The organism is Streptomyces sp. CRN 30 (assembly GCF_034105845.1).
This window is the reverse complement of record NZ_JAVRHI010000372.1, coordinates 1-19,291: the sequence shown is the minus strand read 5'-3', so window position 1 is coordinate 19,291 and position 19,291 is coordinate 1. Positions and strand designations below refer to the sequence as shown.

15 protein-coding genes and 1 pseudogene are annotated in these 19,291 nt (G+C 73.9%); 10 read left to right on the top strand and 6 right to left on the bottom strand.

What is annotated here, in order from left to right:
* Nucleotides 1–24: 24 nt before the first annotated feature.
* The 5 genes from UW392_RS39390 to UW392_RS39370 are packed head-to-tail and all read left to right on the top strand — an operon-like array spanning nucleotide 25 to nucleotide 6,051.
* A complete protein-coding gene (locus UW392_RS39390) occupies nucleotides 25–1,878 on the top strand; it encodes an acetyl/propionyl/methylcrotonyl-CoA carboxylase subunit alpha (RefSeq protein ID WP_320780054.1) in 1,854 nt (617 codons plus the stop codon).
* Nucleotides 1,875–3,041 (top strand): acyl-CoA dehydrogenase family protein, encoded by a 1,167-nt coding sequence (locus UW392_RS39385; RefSeq protein WP_320780053.1) that lies wholly within the window; start codon nucleotides 1,875–1,877, stop codon nucleotides 3,039–3,041. Before UW392_RS39390 ends, UW392_RS39385 begins: the two co-directional genes overlap by 4 nt.
* 31 nt (nucleotides 3,042–3,072) lie before the next feature.
* Nucleotides 3,073–4,638, top strand: a complete 1,566-nt coding sequence (locus UW392_RS39380; RefSeq protein WP_320780052.1) for a 4-coumarate--CoA ligase family protein — start codon at nucleotides 3,073–3,075, stop codon at nucleotides 4,636–4,638.
* Nucleotides 4,639–4,666: 28 nt separating this feature from the next.
* The gene (locus UW392_RS39375; RefSeq protein WP_320780051.1) at nucleotides 4,667–5,419 is read left to right on the top strand and encodes an enoyl-CoA hydratase family protein; all 753 of its coding nucleotides are present in this window, start codon (nucleotides 4,667–4,669) and stop codon (nucleotides 5,417–5,419) included.
* Complete coding sequence (locus UW392_RS39370; protein WP_320780050.1) at nucleotides 5,407–6,051, top strand: TetR/AcrR family transcriptional regulator; 645 nt, start codon at nucleotides 5,407–5,409, stop codon at nucleotides 6,049–6,051. Before UW392_RS39375 ends, UW392_RS39370 begins: the two co-directional genes overlap by 13 nt.
* Nucleotides 6,052–6,073: 22 nt before the next feature.
* Here the strand turns inward: UW392_RS39370 and pdxH are convergent, their stop codons facing one another.
* Complete coding sequence (gene pdxH, locus UW392_RS39365; protein ID WP_320780049.1) at nucleotides 6,074–6,781, bottom strand: pyridoxamine 5'-phosphate oxidase; 708 nt, start codon at nucleotides 6,779–6,781, stop codon at nucleotides 6,074–6,076.
* A 222-nt stretch (nucleotides 6,782–7,003) separates the two neighbouring features.
* Here pdxH and UW392_RS39360 point away from each other — a divergent pair, with 222 nt between their 5' ends.
* Nucleotides 7,004–8,104 carry a citrate synthase 2 gene (locus tag UW392_RS39360; RefSeq protein WP_320780048.1) on the top strand — a complete coding sequence of 367 codons (1,101 nt, stop codon included), beginning with the start codon at nucleotides 7,004–7,006 and terminating at the stop codon, nucleotides 8,102–8,104.
* A 292-nt stretch (nucleotides 8,105–8,396) separates the two neighbouring features.
* On the opposite strand, the gene UW392_RS39355 is transcribed toward UW392_RS39360, so the two are convergent.
* Both UW392_RS39355 and UW392_RS39350 read right to left on the bottom strand, forming a co-directional pair.
* Nucleotides 8,397–9,785 carry a PAS domain-containing protein gene (locus UW392_RS39355; RefSeq protein ID WP_320780047.1) on the bottom strand — a complete coding sequence of 463 codons (1,389 nt, stop codon included), beginning with the start codon at nucleotides 9,783–9,785 and terminating at the stop codon, nucleotides 8,397–8,399.
* 152 nt (nucleotides 9,786–9,937) lie between these two features.
* Nucleotides 9,938–10,696, bottom strand: coding sequence for an SIS domain-containing protein (locus UW392_RS39350; protein ID WP_320780046.1), 759 nt, complete (start codon nucleotides 10,694–10,696; stop codon nucleotides 9,938–9,940).
* Nucleotides 10,697–11,055: 359 nt separating this feature from the next.
* On the opposite strand from UW392_RS39350, the gene UW392_RS39345 reads away from it, so the two are divergent.
* Both UW392_RS39345 and UW392_RS39340 read left to right on the top strand, forming a co-directional pair.
* On the top strand, nucleotides 11,056–11,748 hold the full coding sequence (locus UW392_RS39345; protein ID WP_320780045.1) for a metal-dependent transcriptional regulator: 693 nt from the start codon (nucleotides 11,056–11,058) through the stop codon (nucleotides 11,746–11,748).
* A 620-nt stretch (nucleotides 11,749–12,368) separates the two neighbouring features.
* Complete coding sequence (locus UW392_RS39340; protein ID WP_320780044.1) at nucleotides 12,369–13,343, top strand: alpha/beta hydrolase; 975 nt, start codon at nucleotides 12,369–12,371, stop codon at nucleotides 13,341–13,343.
* A 22-nt stretch (nucleotides 13,344–13,365) separates the two neighbouring features.
* Here the strand turns inward: UW392_RS39340 and UW392_RS39335 are convergent, their stop codons facing one another.
* The 3 genes from UW392_RS39335 to UW392_RS39325 form a co-directional block, all read right to left on the bottom strand.
* On the bottom strand, nucleotides 13,366–15,000 hold the full coding sequence (locus UW392_RS39335; protein WP_320780043.1) for a transporter: 1,635 nt from the start codon (nucleotides 14,998–15,000) through the stop codon (nucleotides 13,366–13,368).
* Nucleotides 14,997–15,785: an ABC transporter ATP-binding protein gene (locus UW392_RS39330; protein WP_320780042.1), complete on the bottom strand. Its 789-nt coding sequence runs from the start codon at nucleotides 15,783–15,785 to the stop codon at nucleotides 14,997–14,999. Before UW392_RS39330 ends, UW392_RS39335 begins: the two co-directional genes overlap by 4 nt.
* Before the next feature lie 85 nt (nucleotides 15,786–15,870).
* Nucleotides 15,871–16,530: a bifunctional DNA primase/polymerase gene (locus tag UW392_RS39325; RefSeq protein WP_414497021.1), complete on the bottom strand. Its 660-nt coding sequence runs from the start codon at nucleotides 16,528–16,530 to the stop codon at nucleotides 15,871–15,873.
* A gap of 355 nt (nucleotides 16,531–16,885) precedes the next feature.
* On the opposite strand from UW392_RS39325, the gene UW392_RS39320 reads away from it, so the two are divergent.
* Together UW392_RS39320 and UW392_RS39315 are read left to right on the top strand one after the other, a co-directional pair.
* Nucleotides 16,886–18,271 (top strand): transcriptional regulator, encoded by a 1,386-nt coding sequence (locus UW392_RS39320; protein WP_320780040.1) that lies wholly within the window; start codon nucleotides 16,886–16,888, stop codon nucleotides 18,269–18,271.
* Nucleotides 18,272–18,474: 203 nt separating this feature from the next.
* Nucleotides 18,475–19,291: pseudogene (locus tag UW392_RS39315) on the top strand (hypothetical protein); the annotation flags it as partial.

The following is a 19,291-nucleotide window of genomic DNA, read 5'->3' as shown; positions in this document are numbered from 1 at the left end:
CCACCGATGACCGAGGGACCACCGATGATCACTTCTGTCCTCGTCGCCAACCGGGGCGAGATCGCCTGCCGTGTCTTCCGTACCTGTCGTGAGCTGGGCATCCGGACGGTCGCCGTGCACTCGGACGCCGACGAAAGCGCCCTCCACGCGCGCGTGGCCGACGCGGCGGTACGGCTGCCGGGGGCGGCCCCCGCGGACACCTATCTGCGCGGCGACCTCATCGTGAAGGCCGCCCTGGACGCCGGCGCGGACGCCGTGCACCCCGGCTACGGCTTCCTGTCGGAGAACGCCGACTTCGCGCGTGCCGTCCTGGACGCGGGACCGGTCTGGATCGGGCCGCCCCCGGCCGCGATCGAGGCGATGGCGTCCAAGACGCGCGCGAAGCAGCTCATGGGCATCGAGCCGCTCGGCACGGACGAGCTCACCGAGGCCGATCTGCCGGTGCTGGTGAAGGCCGCCGCGGGCGGTGGCGGGCGCGGGATGCGGATCGTACGGCGGCTGGCAGACCTCGGCGCCGAGCTGACGGCCGCGCGCGCGGAGGCCGCGAGTGCCTTCGGGGACGGGGAGGTGTTCGTCGAGCCGTATGTCGAGGGCGGGCGGCACGTCGAGGTGCAGGTGCTCGCCGACACGCACGGCACCGTGTGGGCGCTCGGCACCCGCGACTGCTCCCTCCAGCGCCGCCACCAGAAGGTGATCGAGGAGGCCCCGGCGCCCGGCCTGCCGCCCGCGCTCACCGACGAGGTGCACGCCCTGGCCGTACGGGCCGCCCGCGCGGTGAGCTACGTGGGGGCGGGCACCGTCGAGTTCCTCGTGGCGGACGGACGTGCCCACTTCCTGGAGATGAACACCCGCCTCCAGGTCGAGCACCCCGTCACCGAGGCCGTGTTCGGCATCGACCTGGTCGCCGAACAGATCCGTGTCGCCGAAGGCCACGCGCTGGAGAAGGACCCCCCGCGCGCGCGGGGCCACGCCGTCGAGGCCCGCCTGTACGCCGAGGACCCCGCGCACGGCTGGGCGCCGCAGACCGGCACCCTGCACCGCCTGGCCGTCCCCGGCGTCCGCCTGGACACCGGGTACACGGACGGCGACGACATCGGCGTGCACTACGACCCGATGCTCGCCAAGGCGGTCGCCCACGCACCCACGCGCGCGGAGGCCCTGCGCCGGCTCGCGGGCGCCCTGGAGCGCGCGGAGCTCCACGGGCCGGTGACCAACAGAAACCTGCTCGTCCGCTCCCTGCGGCACCCGGAGTTCACGTCCGGCCGCATGGACACCGGCTTCTACGACCGGCACCTGACCGGTCTCACCGCACCCGCCCCCGACGCGTACGCGCCCCTGGCCGCCGCCCTCGCCGACGCCCACGGCCGGTCCCGCTTCGGCGGCTGGCGGAACGTTCCCTCGCAGCCGCAGGCCAAGCGGTACGCGGCGGCGGGCGAGGAGCACGAGGTCCGCTACCACCACACCCGCCGGGGACCCACGGCGGAGGGCGTCCGGGTCGTCCGGGCCGACGCCGGCCGCGTCGTCCTGGAAGCCGACGGCCTGCGGCGGACGTACGAGATCGCCCGGTACGGCGACGACCGGGTGTACGTGAACGGGACCGTGCTCACCGCCCTGCCCCGCTTCCCCGACCCCACGGACCGCCGCGAGCCCGGTTCCCTGCTCGCCCCCATGCCCGGCACGGTCGTCCGCGTCGCCGACGGCCTCACCGAGGGCGCCCGGGTGGCGGCCGGACAGCCGCTGCTGTGGCTGGAGGCGATGAAGATGGAGCACCGCATCTCCGCCCCGGCCGCGGGCACGCTCACCGTTCTGCACGCCGTCCCCGGACAACAGGTCGCGGTCGGCGCGCTGCTGGCCGTCGTACAGGAGGAGACCCCATGACGTCCGCCGTCATCGAATCCGACGAGCACCAGGCCCTCCGTGCCGCGGTCGCCGCCCTGGGCGCGCGCTACGGCCGCGAGTACATCCGCCGGACGGCCGCCGCGGGGACCCACCCCGACGAACTCTGGGCCGAGGCCGCGAAACTCGGCTACCTCGGCGTCAACCTGCCCGAGGAGTACGGCGGCGGGGGCGCCGGCATCACCGAGCTCTCCATCGTCCTGGAGGAACTGGGCGCGGCCGGCTGCCCGCTGCTGATGCTGGTCGTCTCGCCCGCCATCTGCGGCACCGTGATCGCCCGCTTCGGCACCGCGGAGCAGAAGCGGGCCTGGCTGCCCGGACTCGCCGACGGCAGCCGCCTCATGGCCTTCGGGATCACCGAGCCCGACGCCGGCTCCAACTCCCACCGCATCACCACCACCGCCCGCCGCGACGGCGCCGACTGGCTGCTCACGGGCCGCAAGGTGTTCATCTCCGGCGTCGACAGAGCGGACGCCACCCTGATCGTGGGCCGCACCGAGGACGCCCGTACCGGCCGCCTCAAGCCCTGCCTGTTCATCGTCCCGCGCGACACCGAGGGCTTCGAGCGGCGGGCCATCGACATGGAGCTGCGGGCCGCAGAGCGGCAGTTCGAGCTCACCCTCGACAACGTACGGCTGCCCGCGGACGCGCTCGTCGGCGGAGAGGTGGACGCGGGGCTGCTCCAGCTCTTCGCCGGACTCAACCCCGAGCGCATCATGACCGCGGCCTTCGCGATCGGCATGGGCCGCCACGCGCTCGCCCGGGCCGTCGAGTACGCGCGCGAGCGCACCGTGTGGAAGGCCCCCATCGGCGCCCACCAGGCCATCGCGCACCCCCTCGCCCAGTCCCACATCGAACTCGAACTGGCCCGCCTGATGATGCGCAAGGCAGCCCACCTGTACGACGCCGGGGACGACGTGGGCGCGGGGGAAGCCGCCAACATGGCCAAGTACGCGGCCGCGGAGGCCTGTGTGAAGGCCGTCGACCAGGCGGTGCACACCCTGGGCGGCAACGGCCTCACCAACGAGTACGGGCTCGCCTCCCTCGTCACGGCCGCGCGGGTGTCCCGCATCGCCCCGGTGAGCCGCGAAATGATCCTCAACTACGTCTCCCACCAGACCCTGGGCCTGCCCAAGTCGTACTGATCACCCCGGCTGATCGACGCAGGAGGAACCGATGTTCCGCAGCGAGTACGCCGACGTACCGGCCGTGGACCTGCCCATCCACGAGGCCGTCCTGGGCGGCGCCGCCGCACACGGTGACGCCCCCGCGCTGATCGACGGCGTCGACGGCACCACCCTCACGTACGCGCAACTGGACCACTTCCACCGGCGGCTGGCCGCCGCGTTCGCGGAGGCGGGCGTCCGCAAGGGCGACGTCCTCGCCCTGCACAGCCCCAACACGATCGCCTTCCCGCCCGCCTTCTACGCCGCCACGCGCGCGGGTGCCACGGTCACGACCGTGCATCCCCTCGCCACCGCCGACGAACTGGCCAAGCAGCTCACCGACTGCGGCGCCCGCTGGCTGGTGACCGTCTCCCCGCTGCTGGAGACCGCCCGCGCGGCCGCCGAACGCGTGGGCGGCATACGGGAGGTATTCGTCTGCGACAGCGCCCCCGGTCACCGCTCACTCATCGACCTGCTCGCCACCACCGCGCCCGAGCCCGAGGTCGCCATCGACCCGGCCGAGGACATCGCGGTGCTGCCGTACTCCTCCGGCACGACCGGCGTCCCCAAGGGCGTGCTGCTCACCCACCGGTCCATCGCCACCAACCTCGACCAGATCCACCCGCTGGTCCCCGTCGCCCCCGGCGAACGCGTCCTCGCCGTCCTGCCGTTCTTCCACATCTACGGCCTGACCGCCCTGATGAACGGCCCCCTGAAGCACGGCGCGACCGTCGTCGTCCTGCCCCGCTTCGACCTGGACACCTTCCTCGTGGCCATCGAGAAGCACCGCATCACCGCCCTGTACGTGGCCCCGCCGATCGTCCTCGCCCTCGCCAAGCACCCGTCGGTCGTCAGGTACGACCTGTCGTCCCTGGAGTACGTCCTGAGCGCGGCCGCCCCGCTCGACGCGAGACTCGCGGCGGCCTGCGCCGAACGGCTCGGGCTGCCTCCCATCGGCCAGGGCTACGGCATGACCGAACTGTCGCCCTGCACCCACGTCGTGCCCCTGGACGCCGCCCGGGACGCGCCCCCCGGGACCGTCGGCAAGCTCGTCGCGGGCACCGAGATGCGCATCGTCTCCCTCGACGACCCGTCGCGCGACGTGCCGGCCGGCGAACCCGGCGAGGTCCTCATCCGCGGCCCCCAGGTCATGAAGGGGTACCTGGGCCGCCCCGACGCCACGGCCGCCATGATCGACAGTGACCGCTGGCTGCACACCGGGGACGTCGGGCACGTCGACGACGGAGGCTGGCTGTACATCGTCGACCGCGTCAAGGAGCTGATCAAGTACAAGGGCTACCAGGTCGCCCCGGCCGAACTGGAGGCCGTCCTGCTCACCCACCCCGGTATCGCCGACGCCGCCGTGATCGGCCACTACGACGAGGACGGCATCGAGGTGCCGCACGCCCACGTGGTCCGCCGGCCGACCGCGGGGCACCTCTCCGCGCCGGAGATCATGGCGTACGTCGCCGAACGCGTCGCCCCCTACAAGCGCGTCCGCCGCGTCACCTTCCTCGACGCCGTGCCGCGCGCCGCCTCCGGCAAGATCCTCCGCCGTGAGCTGAGGGAACTGTGATGAAGGAGCTGTCCCTGAAGGAGCCGTCATGACGGCCGCGGGCCTGGTGGGCCGCACGCGCGCGCGTGCCGTCACGACCCTCACCCTCGACTCGCCGGACACCCGCAACGCCCTGTCCGCCGCGCTCGTGGCGGAGCTGTCCGGCGCGCTCGGCGACTGCGGCGGGGACGACGGGGTCCGGGCGGTCGTCCTCACCCACACCGGCACCACCTTCTGCGCCGGCGCCGACCTGCGCGACCCCCCGCACCCCGACGCGCTGGTCGGTCTCCTCCGGCAGATCGTCGAGCTGCCCAAGCCCGTCGTCGCCCGGGTCACCGGGCACGTCCGCGCGGGCGGCCTCGGCCTGCTCGCCGCCTGCGACGTCGCCGCCGCCTCCGCCGACTCCACCTTCGCCTTCACCGAGGTGCGCATCGGCGTCGCGCCCGCCGTCATCTCGCTGCCGGTGCTGCCCCGCGCCGACCCACGCGCCGTGGCGCGCTACTGCCTGACCGGCGAGCGCTTCGGCGCCGACGAGGCGGTCCGCGTCGGCCTGCTCACGGCGGCCGGTGACGGGGCGGACGACGTGGACGACGTGCTCGCCCCCGTCCTGGACGGGCTGCGCCGGGCCTCGCCCCAGGGCCTGGCCGAGACCAAACGGCTGCTCACGGCTAGGGTGCTGGAGACCTTCGACCGGGACGCGGCCGGACTGACCGCGCTCTCGGCCCGGCTGTTCTCCTCCGCGCAGGCCCGCGAGGGGATGACGGCCTTCCTCGAACGACGGGATCCGGGATGGGTGGTGTGAGCACGGTCGTGGAGACGGGAACGGACGCGGACACGGGCTCGGGCGTGCGCGCGGTCAGGAGTCCCAAGCAGGACCGCAGCCGGGCCACCCGGCGGCGCCTCCTCGAAGCCGCCGTCGCCTGTCTGGCGACGCGCGGCTGGGCGGGCTCCACGGTCTCCGTCGTCGCCGAGCACGCGGGCGTCTCCCGGGGCGCGGCCCAGCACCACTTCCGTACCCGTGAGGACCTGTTCACCGCGGCCGTGGAGTACGTCGCGGAGGAGCGTTCCGCGGCCCTGCGCGCCCTGTTCCCGCACGGTGCCGCCGACCGCCGGGCCGTGGTCGGCGCCCTCGTCGACCTCTACACGGGCCCCCTCTTCCGGGCCGCCCTCCACCTGTGGGTCGCCGCCTCCGACGAGGAGCAGCTCCGGCCCCGGGTCACCGAACTGGAGGCCCGCGTCGGCCGCGAGACCCACCGCATCGCCGTCGAACTGCTCGGCGCCGACGAGTCGGTGCCCGGGGTGCGCGAAACCGTGCAGGGACTCCTGGACATGGCCCGCGGCCTCGGCCTCGCCAACCTCCTCACGGACGACACGGGCCGCCGCGACCGGGTGGTCGCCCAGTGGGCCGTACTCCTGGACGAGACGCTCGGCTGAGCCGCGGACCGGCACCGGGCGGTCAGGGACTCAGCCGCTCCACCCGCCACGACCCGTCCGGCTCCGCCACGTACCGCAGCCGGTCGTGCAGTCGGTTCTCCCGCCCCTGCCAGAACTCCACCGTCCGCGGGGCGATCCGGAAGCCGCCCCAGTTCGGCGGCACCGGCACCTGCTCGCCCTCCGGGTAGCGGGCGTGCAGCTCCTCGTACACCACGTCCAGCTGCGTCCGGGACCGGATGACCGACGACTGCTCGCTGGCCCAGGCGCCCAGCTGGGAGCCGTGCGGCCGGGTGCGGAAGTACGCCGCCGTCTCGTCCCGGCCCGTGCGGCGGGCCGTTCCGGAGACGATCACCTGCCGGGCGATCGCGTGCCAGGGGAACAGCAGTGACACGTACGGGTTGTCCGCCAGGTCGTGTGCCTTGCGGGAGCCGTAGTTGGTGTAGAAGACGAAGCCCCGCTCGTCGTACGCCTTCATCAGCACCGTACGGGAGCTCGTACGTCCGGAGGCGTCCGCGGTGGAGACGACCATGGCGTTCGGTTCGAACACCGCGCCCTCGACCGCGGCCTGCCGGAACCAGCGTGCGAACTGTGTCATGGGGTGCCCGGCGAGTCCGCTCTCGTCGAGGCCCTCCGCCCGGTACTGCTTGCGCATCGCGGCCGGGTCCGGTGCGGGGAGCCGGGACGGCGGGGAAGCGGTGTCGCGCTCGTTCACGTGGTCATCCTGCCGCATGCGCCCCGGCGCGCGCGGCGGACTTCACCATCATGGCTTGGCACTCAGTGCCGCGATGACTCCCCGTGGGTGGCACTCAGTGCTATCTTGCTGCCACCGTCCCGGTTGGGTGACCGTCGGCCGCACGGGGCATCACCGGGATACCGCTTCGGGCCGCGCGTACCGCACCGCATCACCACCCCCACCCCACCAGCCGTCGTTCACCTCGTGAGGAGCCGCCTGATGTCCGACTTCGTACCCGGACTCGAAGGAGTCGTCGCGTTCGAAACGGAGATCGCCGAACCGGACAAGGAGGGCGGCGCACTCCGGTACCGGGGCGTCGACATCGAGGACCTGGTCGGCCGTGTCTCCTTCGGCAACGTCTGGGGGCTGCTCGTCGACGGCGCCTTCAACCCCGGCCTGCCGCCCGCCGAGCCGTTCCCCATCCCCGTCCACTCCGGGGACATCCGCGTCGACGTCCAGTCCGCCCTCGCCATGCTCGCCCCCGTCTGGGGCCTCAGGCCGCTGCTCGACATCGAGGAGGGGGAGGCCCGTGACGACCTCGCCCGCGCCGCCGTCATGGCGCTGTCGTACGTCGCCCAGTCCGCCCGCGGCCAGGGGCTGCCCATGGTCCCGCAGCGCGAGATCGACAAGGCGCGGTCCATCGTCGAGCGGTTCATGATCCGCTGGCGCGGCGAGCCCGACCCCAAGCACGTGGCCGCGGTGGACGCCTACTGGACGAGCGCCGCCGAGCACGGCATGAACGCGTCCACGTTCACCGCGCGCGTGATCGCGTCGACGGGCACCGACGTGGCCGCCGCGCTGTCCGGCGCCGTGGGCGCCATGTCCGGTCCGCTGCACGGGGGCGCGCCCTCGCGCGTCCTCGGCATGATCGAGGAGATCGAGCGGACGGGGGACGCCGAGGCGTACGTCAGGCACGCCCTGGACCGGGGCGAGCGCCTCATGGGTTTCGGGCACCGCGTCTACCGCGCCGAGGACCCCCGCGCGCGCGTGCTGCGCCGCACCGCCCGCGAACTGGGCGCGCCCCGCTTCGAGGTCGCCGAGGCGCTGGAGAAGGCGGCGCTGGAGGAGCTCCACAACCGCCGCCCCGACCGGGTCCTCGCCACCAACGTGGAGTTCTGGGCAGCCATCGTCCTGGACTTCGCCGAGGTTCCCGCCCACATGTTCACCTCGATGTTCACCTGTGCCCGGACGGCCGGCTGGTCGGCGCACATCCTGGAGCAGAAGCGCACGGGCCGCCTCGTCCGCCCCTCCGCCCGCTACGTCGGCCCCGGGGCGCGCGACCCGCGGGAGATCGCGGGGTACGAGGACATCGCCTCGTAAAGGGCACCCGTCGGCAACTCGGCAGCTCGGCACCGAGGGGAAAGCAGGCGACCCGCAGGCTCTGGTCCGCGCCTCAAGGCGTGGGCCGGCCGGACGTACCGGCGAGCCTGCGGGTCGGGTGACTGCTTGGGATCGGGCCGGCTGCGCGCTCGTCTCACGCGCTGGTCCGGCACCGCACTAACGTGGTGCCGGGCCGCTAGCCCGCAGCCACCTCACGCGTCCGGGTCTTCGTCATTTACCCGATCACCTCCCTTCTGTGTAACCGCCACCTTAGGAAGCGGTCCCGGCTCGCTCAACCGATTTTCGCGACCAGTTCCGCCAGATCCAGCGCGCCCGCGATCCGGGCCGCCACGTCCTCCGCGTACAGGACGTCGGCACGCTCGAAGCGGGTGCGTCCGGAGGTGCGGAGGAAGGTCACGACGCCGAGGGTGCGGCCCCTGCTGCGGAGGGCCACGCACAGGGCGTGGACCGTGTCCGCGGGCCACTGCCGGGCGGTGGCCCAGCCGCGGGCGTCCTCCGCGGCGGCCGTGCCCGCGCCCGTGCGTACGGAGCCGGCGCGGCCGGCGCACTGGAGGGCGGGGTGGCCCTCCGGGTAGCGGACCGGGATGCCGGCGTGACCGGTGAGGTGGGTCGGACCGGGCGCCCCGGAGGGCGTGGCGGCGACGCGCACCAGCCGCACGGGGGCCTCACCGCCCGCCTCGGGGCCGTGCGTCACCACCCGGTCGATCAGCGCGTGGTCGGCGAAGCCCGCCAGCGCGTAGTCGAGGTGGACGGTGGCGGCCTCCCCGGGGTCCTCGGACTCGGCGGCGGCGCGGGCGGCCCGGTAGAGCTGATGGGTGCGGAAGCGGAGCTGGGCGGCCTCCTGGTCGGTCTGCCTGCTGTCGGTGACGTCCTGGAAGAGCCAGCCGACACCGAGCGGCACCGGCTGTTCCGCGAGCGGGGAGGCGAGGCGCAGGAAGCCGCTGCGCCAGCAGCGCCGCTTCTCGCCCTCGGGGGTGCGCACCCCCACCCAGATCTCGGAGGGCGCGGGCGGCGCGCCCTCGGCGAGGACGTGCGTCAGGGCGCTCTCCAGTTCCTCCACGCCCTGGGCGAGCAGCTCACCCAGGGGGCGCCCGAGGACGGCCGTGCGCCCGACACCGAGCGCGCGGGCCGCGTGGGCGTTGACGACGGCGGGCCGCAGATCGGCGTCCACGAGGACGACACCCCAGCTCGCGTCCTCGAACAGCGCCTCGCTGAGGGCGATGGACCGCTCCAGGTCTATCTGCGTGTGCACCTCGCTGAAGGCGCAGTAGACACCCGCGGGCTTGCCGTCCGCGCCCCGTACCGCCGCGGACTGGGTGCGGACGAGGACGCGTCCGCCGTCCTTGGTGAGCAGCGCGAACTCGTGGACCTGCCGGCCGGGCGCGTGCATCGCGGCCATCAGGCGCTCCTCGACCTCCGCGGCGTCCGCGGTCCGGACGGCCCAGCCGGCGAAGCCGTGCCGGCCGACCGCCTCGGCGGCGGCCCAGCCGAGGATCCGCTCGGCCTCGCGGTTCCAGTGGGTCACCCGGCCGTCGGCGTCGAAGGCGCACAACGCGGCGTCCATCCCGTCGAGCAGCGCGGCCAGCAGATCGGACCCGTCGCGTTCGGGCTCGTCCGGCCCGAGTTCGTCCGTGGTTCCCCTACGCCGGGAAGCACTCACCTGAACCCCCTGCAGGCTGCGTCCGCACGTTCGGCGCGGTGGTTCGCTCCTTCGCAATCATTCAACTTGAACGTGAGTCAGCACACAGCGGGTTCCCGCAAGTTCGAGGGAAATCGTTGTACGCGCGCTCCGGGGGTCAGCGGCGCCGGAAGTCAGCGGCGCCGGTAGAAGATCCGGTCGCCGAACTCGTGCAGGACCCGGTCGTTCCAGTCGAGCCCGCCGTCCACGTTGCCCGAGCGCAGCAGCGGGGGATCGATGCCGCGGGCGGCCAGGGAGCCCGCCGCCGTGGCCATGACCGCCTGGAGGAGGGCGGTGGTGACGACGGTGGAGGCGGGGGCGAAGGGGGCCGCCACCCCCTCGGCGGTGAGCTCCGCGTCCCCCACGGCGATCTTGGAGTCGAGGACGACGTCGCAGTGGTCCTTCAGGAACGTGCCGGACGCGTGCCGCGACCTGGTCCGCGCGGCGTAGGCCACCGAGGTCACGCCGACGACCTTCGCCCCGCGCGCGCGGGCGCCGGAGGCCATCTCCACCGGGAGGGCGTTGCGGCCGGAGAGGGAGACGACCACCAGGAGGTCGCCCGCGCGGACCGGGCTGGTCTCCAGGACGGCGTCCGCCAGCCCGTCGATCCGTTCCAGCGCGGAGCCGAGGGTCGCGGGGACCACGTCCACGCCGGTCACGCCCGGCACCGGCAGCAGGTTCATCAGGGCGAGGCCGCCCGCGCGGTAGACGATGTCCTGGGCGGCGAGCGAGGAGTGCCCGGCGCCGAAGGCGAAGAGCCGGCCGCCGTCGGCCACGGTGGCGGCGATCAGCTCACCGGCCGCCGCGACGGACTCCGCCTCCTCGTCGCGCACCCGCCGCAGCAGGTCCGCCGCCGCGTCGAAGAACTGCTCCGCCAGCGTGCCGTCGCCCATCCCGATGGGTCCTTCCGGTCCGGTGCTCCCCGTCGTGTCGCGGATCACGTTGCGGTCCGGACCACTGCGGTGTCAATACGGTCGCTCCGCGCGCGGGAGGCCGGCCGGAACCCTGTGCGCTCCTGCCGCGTTCGACTGATCAGGGGCGCCGTCACCGCACTTCAGTGCAGGTGTACGGTCGGACGGCGGCACGGCGGTGTGACGGTCGCCGTGACCGCCACTGTGACCACGGGTGCGGCATGGAAGTCGCCTTCCCACGGCGCGGCACGGTTGTCAGTGGTATCCGGCAGAATTGAATGCAGGGCCAGCGCACACGCCGAGAGCCGCCAAGCCCTCGGCTATCTCATCGAGGGGCACGTATGTCCGGACTGATCGACACCACGGAGATGTATCTCCGCACCATCCTCGAACTCGAGGAGGAAGGTGTGGTCCCGATGCGCGCCCGGATCGCCGAACGGCTCGATCAGAGCGGCCCGACGGTCAGCCAGACCGTGGCGCGGATGGAGCGCGACGGTCTGCTGTCGGTCGCCCCGGACCGCCACCTGGAGCTCACGGACGAGGGCCGTCGGCTCGCCACGCGCGTGATGCGCAAGCACCGCCTCGCCGAGTGTCTGCTCGTCGACGTGATCGGCCTGGAGTGGGAGCAGGTGCACGCCGAGGCCTGCCGCTGGGAGCACGTGATGAGCGAGGCGGTGGAGCGCCGGGTGCTGGAGCTGCTGCGCCACCCGACCGAGTCGCCGTACGGGAACCCGATCCCGGGCCTGGAGGAGCTGGGCGAGAAGGCGGTCGCGGACCCGTTCCTGGACGAGGGCATGGTGTCGCTGGCCGATCTCGACCCGGGCCTGGAGGGCAAGACGGTCGTGGTGCGGCGCATCGGCGAGCCGATCCAGACGGACGCGCAGCTGATGTACACGCTGCGGCGGGCGGGCGTGCAGCCGGGTTCCGTGGTGAGCGTGACCGAGTCGGCGGGCGGAGTGCTCGTGGGCAGCGGCGGCGAGGCCGCGGAGCTGGAGTCGGACACCGCTTCGCACGTGTTCGTCGCCAAGCGCTGACCGGCGCGGCGGCCGACGGCGCGGCGGCCGACGGCGCGGTCCGTGGGGCGGCCCGTGGGGCGGCCCGTGGGGCGTCGAACCGAGTTCAAGATCCAGTACGTCGAATCGCAGCGCTCCGAGCTTTCCCATGCAAGGCTTGCGCATGAGGCATATGACCGGGGACTCGCGGCCGCCCGCGGCAGCGGTGTCCCGGTGGCCGGAGAGGGGGCGGCGAGGATGTGCCGCGTAGACGTGGGAGGGCCCCGGCACCATCTGGTGCCGGGGCCTGTCCTCCCCTGTGCTGACCCGGAGCCCCGAGCTCCCAGGGTCATTCCCCGCGGACCGTTTTCCCCGAGCGGTCCGCCCCCCGCAGAAGATCTCCCCTCGGCGGCGTCGGGCAATCCTTGAGGGGGGTCACTCGAACGAGGGGTGTTGCTGCGGAGTAGCCCTCTTTCGAAAACTTATTCGATACCGTGTGGGACGCATGGACGAGGGCACTCCGCATACGCGGCCGGGGCATGTGCCCCGGTGCGGGACGGCACGGCGCAGGACGGCAAGCAGCGACACGACAGCGGTGAGGAAGAGCGGACCGGCCGGCTCGAGCGGGAGCGTACGGTTCGGGCGGAGCCTGGGGGGTGCCAATGGTGCGACGCATCGACGTGACCGGAGCGGGCGGCCTGCGTCTCGCTGCCTGGGAGTTCGCCGACCCGCCGAAGGGTGATCCGCCGGGGACGGGGACGGGCGGTCACGGAGGCTCCGGCGCGAGCGCACCGGGCGTGCTGTTGCTGCACGGTCTGATGGGCCGTGCCTCGCACTGGGCGTCCACCGCCCGCTGGCTCTCCGAGCGGCACCGCGCCGTCGCGCTCGACCAGCGCGGTCACGGCCAGAGCGACAAGCCGGCCGAGGGCGAGTACACCCGCGAGGCGTACGTCGACGACGCCGCGGCCGCCCTCGAACAGCTCGGCCTCGCCCCGGCCGTCGTCATCGGCCACGCCATGGGCGCCCTGACCGCCTGGCAGCTCGCCGCCAAGCGGCCGGAACTGGTGCGCGGACTGGTCATCTGCGACATGCGCGCCTCGGCGCTGGGAGCGGCCTCGCAGCGCGACTGGGAGGACTGGTTCAAGGCCTGGCCGCTGCCCTTCGCCACGCTCGCCGACATCCGCAAGTGGTTCGGCGAGGACGACCCCTGGGTGGAGCGCCGCAATCCGGCCCGCGGTGAGTTCTACGCCGAGGTGATGCACGAGGGCCCGGACGGCTGGCGCCCCGTCTTCGCCCCCGAGCTGATGCTCAGGTCCCGCGAGGCATGGGTCTACGACGCCCACTGGGAAGAACTCGCCCAGGTACGGTGCCCGACGCTCGTCGTGCGCGGCCTCGACGGCGAGCTGGGCCGCGCGGAGTCCCAGGAGATGGTCCGCGTCCTGCCCCGCGGGGAGTACGCGGAGGTCGCCGACGCCGGCCACCTCGTCCACTACGACCAGCCGGAGGCCTGGCGCACGGCCATCGAGCCGTTCCTGGACGGCCTCCGCGACCCCTGGGGCTTGGACGACGCACCGGAACCGCAGGAACCGGAGCGCGAGCAGGGCCGGAAACCCGAGCCGTACCAGGGGCCGCAGTAACCCTCCGCCGTCCCCCGGACCCTCACCCCTTGCTGACCGCCGCCAGGATCTCCGGCAGCCGCCGGGCCGTCCGCGGAGCCGCCAGCCGCAGGCCGAGGAGCGTGGCCCCCGCCCCGTACGCGCTGCCCAGCGGCAGCAGCAGCCACGTCCAGCCGGCGCCGCCCGCCGACACGTGCAGCCAGATGCTCAGGGCGATGACCGGCAGGCAGAGCAGGGCCGCCGCCACCATCCCGCCGAAGATCGAGATCCAGGCGAGGCCCGCCTGCCCGGCGGCGACGTTCTTCTGGCCCTCCTGCGGAACGGAGTACGGGAACCGGGCCGAGGACCAGGCGCCGGTGGCCAGCATCGCGCCGAGCAGCGCGAAGGACAGGCCCAGCGCCTCCGGCAGCGCCGGCCAGTCGCCCAGCAGCGCGGCGGTCAGCACGGTCACCAGCGTGGTGTACGGCAGGGTGATCACCAGCAGGGCCAGCGTCCGGCCGCGCAGCTCGACGTACGCGTCCCGGGGCGAGGAGATGGTCAGGGCGACCATCCAGAACGCGGACGTGTCCTGCCCGAACTGGTTGTACATCTGGATGCCGAGCATCCCGGCGGCGAAGCACGCGAAGTAGATCGAGCCGGTGCCCTGCGCGGCGTTGAGGACCGGCACGATCAGGCCGATCGCCAGCGAGGTCACCCACGCCGCCTTGGTCTTCGGGTCCCGCCACACGTACCGCAGGCTGCGCTCCATGATGGTGCCGGTACGGCCCGCGGGCAGCAGGCGGCCGAGGCCCGCCGAACGTGACCTGTCCCGCGCGCCCCGCTCCGCGGCGGGCAGGGTCGAGCCGTCCGGTGAGGTCATCAGCCGGGTCAGGCTCCGCGTCCACAGGGCCAGCAGTGCGGCCAGGGCCAGCCCGGTCAGGGCCAGCCGGGCCGCGGCACCGGCGTACGCCCCGTCGCCCACCGCGTCCACCGCGCCGATCGCGGACGCGGGCGGCACCCAGCCCAGTACGTCCGCCACCGGGGCGAGCCGGCCGAGCCCGGCCGAACCGATGCGCTGCACCCCGAAGTTGACGACCTGCGCCCCGACCGCGATCACCAGCCCGCTCAGTACGGCGAGGTCACGGCCCCTGCGGCTGGTCAGCAGACGGATGTTGGCGGTGGCCACGGCACGGGCGAGGGCCACGCACACCAGCAGCGCCGGCGGGACGGCGACGACGGCGACCGCGTACGCGGCCGGTCCGCGCGCCACCGCGATCACCGAGCCGATGAGCAGGCACAGCGTGAACAGGGGGCCGACGCCCACCAGCGAGGCCACCAGCAGCGCGCGGACCAGCGGGCGCGGGCGCAGCGGCAGCATCACCAGCCGGGTCGGGTCCAGCGTCTCGTCGCCACTGGGGAAGAACAGCGGCATCACGGCCCAGCCGAGCGCCAGCACGGTCACCAGCGGCACGGTGACGGAGGCCGCGTGCCCGGTGCCCCGCAGCGCGATGAGGACGAGCAGCTGGAGTGCGGCGAAGAACAGGACGAGGGTGACGGAGACGGCGTACGCGACGCGCCGCCCGGCGGACTGGCGCAGTCCGTTGCGCAGCAGGGACAGCTTGAGCCGGACGACGACGGGTGTCACCGCGGGCGCGGGCGGTGCGCCCGCCGGTGTGCGCGCGGGAGTGACCGTGCTCATCGCGCTCCGCCGCCCAGCCAGTCCAGGTCCGTGCCGGCGCTCCGGCCACCCGCGCCGACCAGTTCCAGGAACGCCCGCTGGAGCGAGGGCGCGTCTCCCCGTACCTCCGCGAGTGGGCCGTGCGCGCGGATGCGCCCCGTGGCCATGACGGCGACCCAGTCACAGAGCGACTCGACCAGCTCCATGACGTGGGAGGAGAAGACGACGGTGGCGCCCGAGGCGGTGTACCGCTCGAGGACGCCGCGGATGGTCTGGGCCGAGACGGGGTCGACGCCCTCGAACGGCTCGTCCAGGAAGAGGATCTCGGGGTTGTGGAGGAGGGCCGCGGCGAGGCCCACCTTCTTGCGCATGCCGGTCGAGTAGTCGACGACGAGTTTGTGCCGGGCGCCCGTGAGGTCGAGGACGTCGAGCAGCTGGGCGGCCCGGTCGTCGACCTCGGCGCCGGGCAGTCCGCGCAACCTGCCCGTGTAGGCCAGGAGTTCCCGGCCGGAGAGCCGCTCGAAGAGCCGGAGCCCCTCGGGGAGGACGCCGATGCGGGCCTTCACCTCGACCGGGTCCCGCCACACGTCGTACCCGACGACCTCGGCGGTGCCCGCGTCGGGGCGGAGCAGACCGGTGAGCATGGACAGGGTGGTCGTCTTGCCCGCGCCGTTCGGCCCGACCAGACCGATGAAGCGGCCGGCGGGCAGCTCCAGGTCGATGCCCGCGACGGCGGTCTGCTCCCCGAACCGCTTCGTCAGGCCCCGCACGCGTACGGCGGCCGCGCCCGCTGCGCCCTCAGTCATGCGATCACGATACGAGGGGGCGGCGGCATCCGGCGGTGGTGCGACCACCGGTTCGTGCGGGCCGCGCCGGCCGCGGGCGCCGGGGTCAGCGGCGTCCGTCCCGGCCGCACGCGTACGCCAGCGGGGAGATGAGCTCCTCCGCGTCCGGCAGCCAGCGGTTCGCCGCGGTGGGCCGGCGCGCCCACTGCACGGGGCCCCGGGAGCCGTACCGCGTCGGCGGTGCCGCCACGTACTGCCCCTCGCCGAGCGCGGTCAGGTCGAGGGACAACGGGGACCAGCCCAACTTCCGTACGAGCTCCGGCACCTTCACGGAGGCGCCGGGCAGCACGAAGAACTGCATGCGCCGGTCAGGCGTCCAGGTCACCGGCCCGAGCGTGAGATCCATCCGCTCCATCCGGGCCAGCGCCAGCAGCCCGGCGGTCTCGGGCACGTCGATCGCGTCGAACGTGTGGCCGGTCGGCAGCAGGATCGAGGCGGCCGGCTGCTCGGACCACATCCGGCGCGCGACGGTCGCGCTGCCCGTGGCCTGGCCCGCCCAGTCCTCGCGCGCGGGGTGCGCGCCGGGGACCGCGCAGGCGGGCTGACCGCAGGAGCAGCGCTGGACCCCGTCGACGTCCTCCAGCCAGGTCCCGGGGAACACGTCCCAGTGGCGCTCCTCGGCGTAACGTACGGCGGCTTCGGAAAGCGTTTCGCCGCGCTGCATCGGAATTTGGGCAGCTTCAGGGCCCGCGATGGTCTCTTCCACGATGAACACAACTCTAGCCGTCAGCAGGGGTTACGGATGTCGCGTGCGCGGGGGAGGAGCACCGCTCCGGTGCCCGGGGCGCATGGGTGCACATGTGGGGGCGCGCGGGAGGAAGAGTGGCAGACGCCGGGTAACCACGTGTGGGGGACGGTAGCCGCCTTTACCCCGGCAATCCTCGTAAGTCTCGCATTCTCGGTATGTCCGCGGGGCATTGATCTTCAAGGCCGGCTCCCTCCGGTGCGCGCGGCGGTGCGGTACGCGGGTGACCGCCGGGCGGCGCCGACGGGAGAACAGCTGGTGAAGGCACGTCAACTCGGTGCACGGGCAGGCACCGCAGCCACAGGGGGTTACGCCAATGGCCGCAAGGCCTCTCGTCGCCAGGCAGCCGAACGAACGGCTCCAGGCGCTCATCCAGGAAGCGGGCTGCTCCAACGCGGGGCTCGCCCGCAGAGTGAACATGTGCGGCGCGGAACACGGTCTGGACCTGCGCTACGACAAGACGTCCGTGGCGCGCTGGCTGCGCGGACAGCAGCCGCGGGGGCGCGCGCCCGCCATCATCGCCGAGGCGCTCGGCCGCAAACTGGGCCGTACCGTCACGATCGACGAGATCGGCATGGCCAACGGCAAGAACCTGGCCTCCGGCGTCGGCCTCCAGTTCTCGCCGACCGTCCTCGGCGCCATCGAGCAGGTCTGCGAGCTGTGGCGCAGCGACGTGGGCCGCAGGGACTTCCTCTCCGGGTCCTCGGTCGCCGCCTCCGCGCTGGTCGAGCCGAGCCGTGACTGGCTGATCTCCGTGCCGGACTCCCAGGTGGCGCGCTCGGCCGGGCCGCGGGTCGGGGCCGCCGACGTGGCCGCCGTGAAGTCGATGACGCAGGCCCTGGTGGACCTCGACCACACGTACGGCAGCGGGCACGTGCGCCCGGTCGTCGTGCACTACCTGAACAGTGTGGTCTCCGGGCTGTTGGCCGGCTCGTACCGGGAGGCGGTCGGGCGGGAACTCTTCGCGGCCGTCGCACGGTTGACCGAGCTCGCCGGGTACATGGCCGTCGACACCGGTCAGCCGGGCCTCGCCCAGCGCTACTACATCCAGGCGCTGCGGCTCGCCCAGGCGGCGGGCGACCGCGGGTACGGCGGATACGTGCTGGCCGCGTCCATGAGCCACCTGGCGGCGCAGCTCGGGAACCCTAGAGAGATCGCGCAACTGGCGCGCGCGGCGCAGGAGGGGGCGCGGGGACGTGTTACCCCGCGTGCGGAGTCCATGTTCCACGCCGCGGAGGCGCGGGGGCACGCGCTGCTGGGGGACGCGAAGGCGACCCAGCAGGCGGCCGGGCGCGCGGTCGAGGCGCTGGAGGGGGCCGACGCGCAGTCCGGCGACGACCCGGCGTGGATCGCGCACTTCGACGAGGCCTACCTCGCCGACGAACTGGCGCACTGCCACCGCGACCTCGGGCAGGGCACGGCGGCCGCGCGGAGCGCCGAGGAGTCCCTGGCCAAGCACCCCGAGTCGCGGGCCCGGCGGCGCGCGATCGGACTGGTCCTGCTGGCCACCGCGCAGGTGCAGCAGCGCGACGTGGAACAGGCGTGCCACACCGGCCTGCAGGCGGTCGAACTGCTGGGAACCCTGCGGTCGGGCCGCGGCGCCGAGTACCTGGAGGACTTCCAGCAACGGCTGGAGCCCTTCCGGGACGAGGCGGTGGTCCGGGAGTTCGGCGCACGGGTGGACCTCCAGGTCGCGGCCTGAACGGGCGCCTGGGGAACGGGCGGTGACCTCCCGGTCGCCGCCCGGGGGGCTCCGCGGGCCGCTCACGCCTCCTGCCGGGAACCGACCGTGCCACCGGGGACATCCGTCACCGTGTGGTGCCCGTGTGCTGCGTGGCACCGCGTCGTGAGGACCCGGTAGCGTGAGCCGACGGTTCGGCAGGTCCCCCATCAGGAGGAGTCCCGGTGACGCAGAGTGGACAGGGCGAGGAGCCCTCGGCGCGGATCCCGCGCGAAGGCATCGTGCTGCCCTCCGACGGTGGTGCGCCCGTGCTCCCCGGTGAGCAGGCGGCCCCGGCCGGCGGCCCGTCCTGGGAGCAGTCCTGGGGTTCGGCGCCGTCACCGGTACCGGCCCCGGCGCCGCCTCAGGACCCGCAGTGGGGCGCGCAGGGGTGGGATGCGTCACAGGGGCAGGGGCAGGGGCAGGGGCAGTCGTCGGGTGCGGGGCCGCTGCCGCCCGAGGGCGCCCAGGCCCCGGCGTACGGCACCGAGCCCCCGGCGTACGGCGCGCAGGGGTACGGGGCGCCGCAGCAGGCGGGCCACCTGCCGTCCGCGTTCCCGGACGCAGCGCTCCCCACCGGCGCCGAGGCCGCCACCCAGTACATATCCCCGGTGCCCGCCGCTCCCGTGGACGAGGCGGCGACCCAGTTCATACCGCCCGTCACCGACGCGCCCGCCCCCGCGGCCGAGGCGGCCACGCAGTTCCTGCCGCCGGTCGTACCGGGTGCCCTCCCGCCCGAGGTGTCGGCCGCCGCCGGACCGGACGCCCAGGCCACGCAGTACCTCCCGCCCGTACCCCCGCAGCCGCAGCAGCCGGGGCCCGTGCCCCCGCAGCCGTACGGCACCGGCGCGGCGGCCGGGAGGCGCCAGACCCCGGACGTGTTCGACAGCCTCTTCCGCAGCGAGCCCGGCGGCGAGACGGCGGGAGCCACCCAGCAGATGCCGCACCGGCAGGCTCCGGGGGCGCCGCGGGCTCCGCAGGGCCCGGCGGCACCGCCCGCGG

What these genes read in the sequence shown, in the direction of transcription:
- UW392_RS39320 (WP_320780040.1), top strand. Translation starts at nt 16,886, where the DNA reads ATGGCCGCAAGGCCTCTCGTCGCCAGGCAGCCGAACGAACGGCTCCAG.
- UW392_RS39330 (WP_320780042.1), bottom strand. Translation starts at nt 15,785, where the DNA reads ATGACTGAGGGCGCAGCGGGCGCGGCCGCCGTACGCGTGCGGGGCCTG.
- UW392_RS39385 (WP_320780053.1), top strand. Translation starts at nt 1,875, where the DNA reads ATGACGTCCGCCGTCATCGAATCCGACGAGCACCAGGCCCTCCGTGCC.
- UW392_RS39370 (WP_320780050.1), top strand. Translation starts at nt 5,407, where the DNA reads ATGGGTGGTGTGAGCACGGTCGTGGAGACGGGAACGGACGCGGACACG.
- UW392_RS39350 (WP_320780046.1), bottom strand. Translation starts at nt 10,696, where the DNA reads ATGGGCGACGGCACGCTGGCGGAGCAGTTCTTCGACGCGGCGGCGGAC.
- UW392_RS39390 (WP_320780054.1), top strand. Translation starts at nt 25, where the DNA reads ATGATCACTTCTGTCCTCGTCGCCAACCGGGGCGAGATCGCCTGCCGT.
- UW392_RS39360 (WP_320780048.1), top strand. Translation starts at nt 7,004, where the DNA reads ATGTCCGACTTCGTACCCGGACTCGAAGGAGTCGTCGCGTTCGAAACG.
- UW392_RS39345 (WP_320780045.1), top strand. Translation starts at nt 11,056, where the DNA reads ATGTCCGGACTGATCGACACCACGGAGATGTATCTCCGCACCATCCTC.
- UW392_RS39340 (WP_320780044.1), top strand. Translation starts at nt 12,369, where the DNA reads ATGGTGCGACGCATCGACGTGACCGGAGCGGGCGGCCTGCGTCTCGCT.
- pdxH (WP_320780049.1), bottom strand. Translation starts at nt 6,781, where the DNA reads ATGCGGCAGGATGACCACGTGAACGAGCGCGACACCGCTTCCCCGCCG.
- UW392_RS39380 (WP_320780052.1), top strand. Translation starts at nt 3,073, where the DNA reads ATGTTCCGCAGCGAGTACGCCGACGTACCGGCCGTGGACCTGCCCATC.
- UW392_RS39375 (WP_320780051.1), top strand. Translation starts at nt 4,667, where the DNA reads ATGACGGCCGCGGGCCTGGTGGGCCGCACGCGCGCGCGTGCCGTCACG.
- UW392_RS39335 (WP_320780043.1), bottom strand. Translation starts at nt 15,000, where the DNA reads ATGAGCACGGTCACTCCCGCGCGCACACCGGCGGGCGCACCGCCCGCG.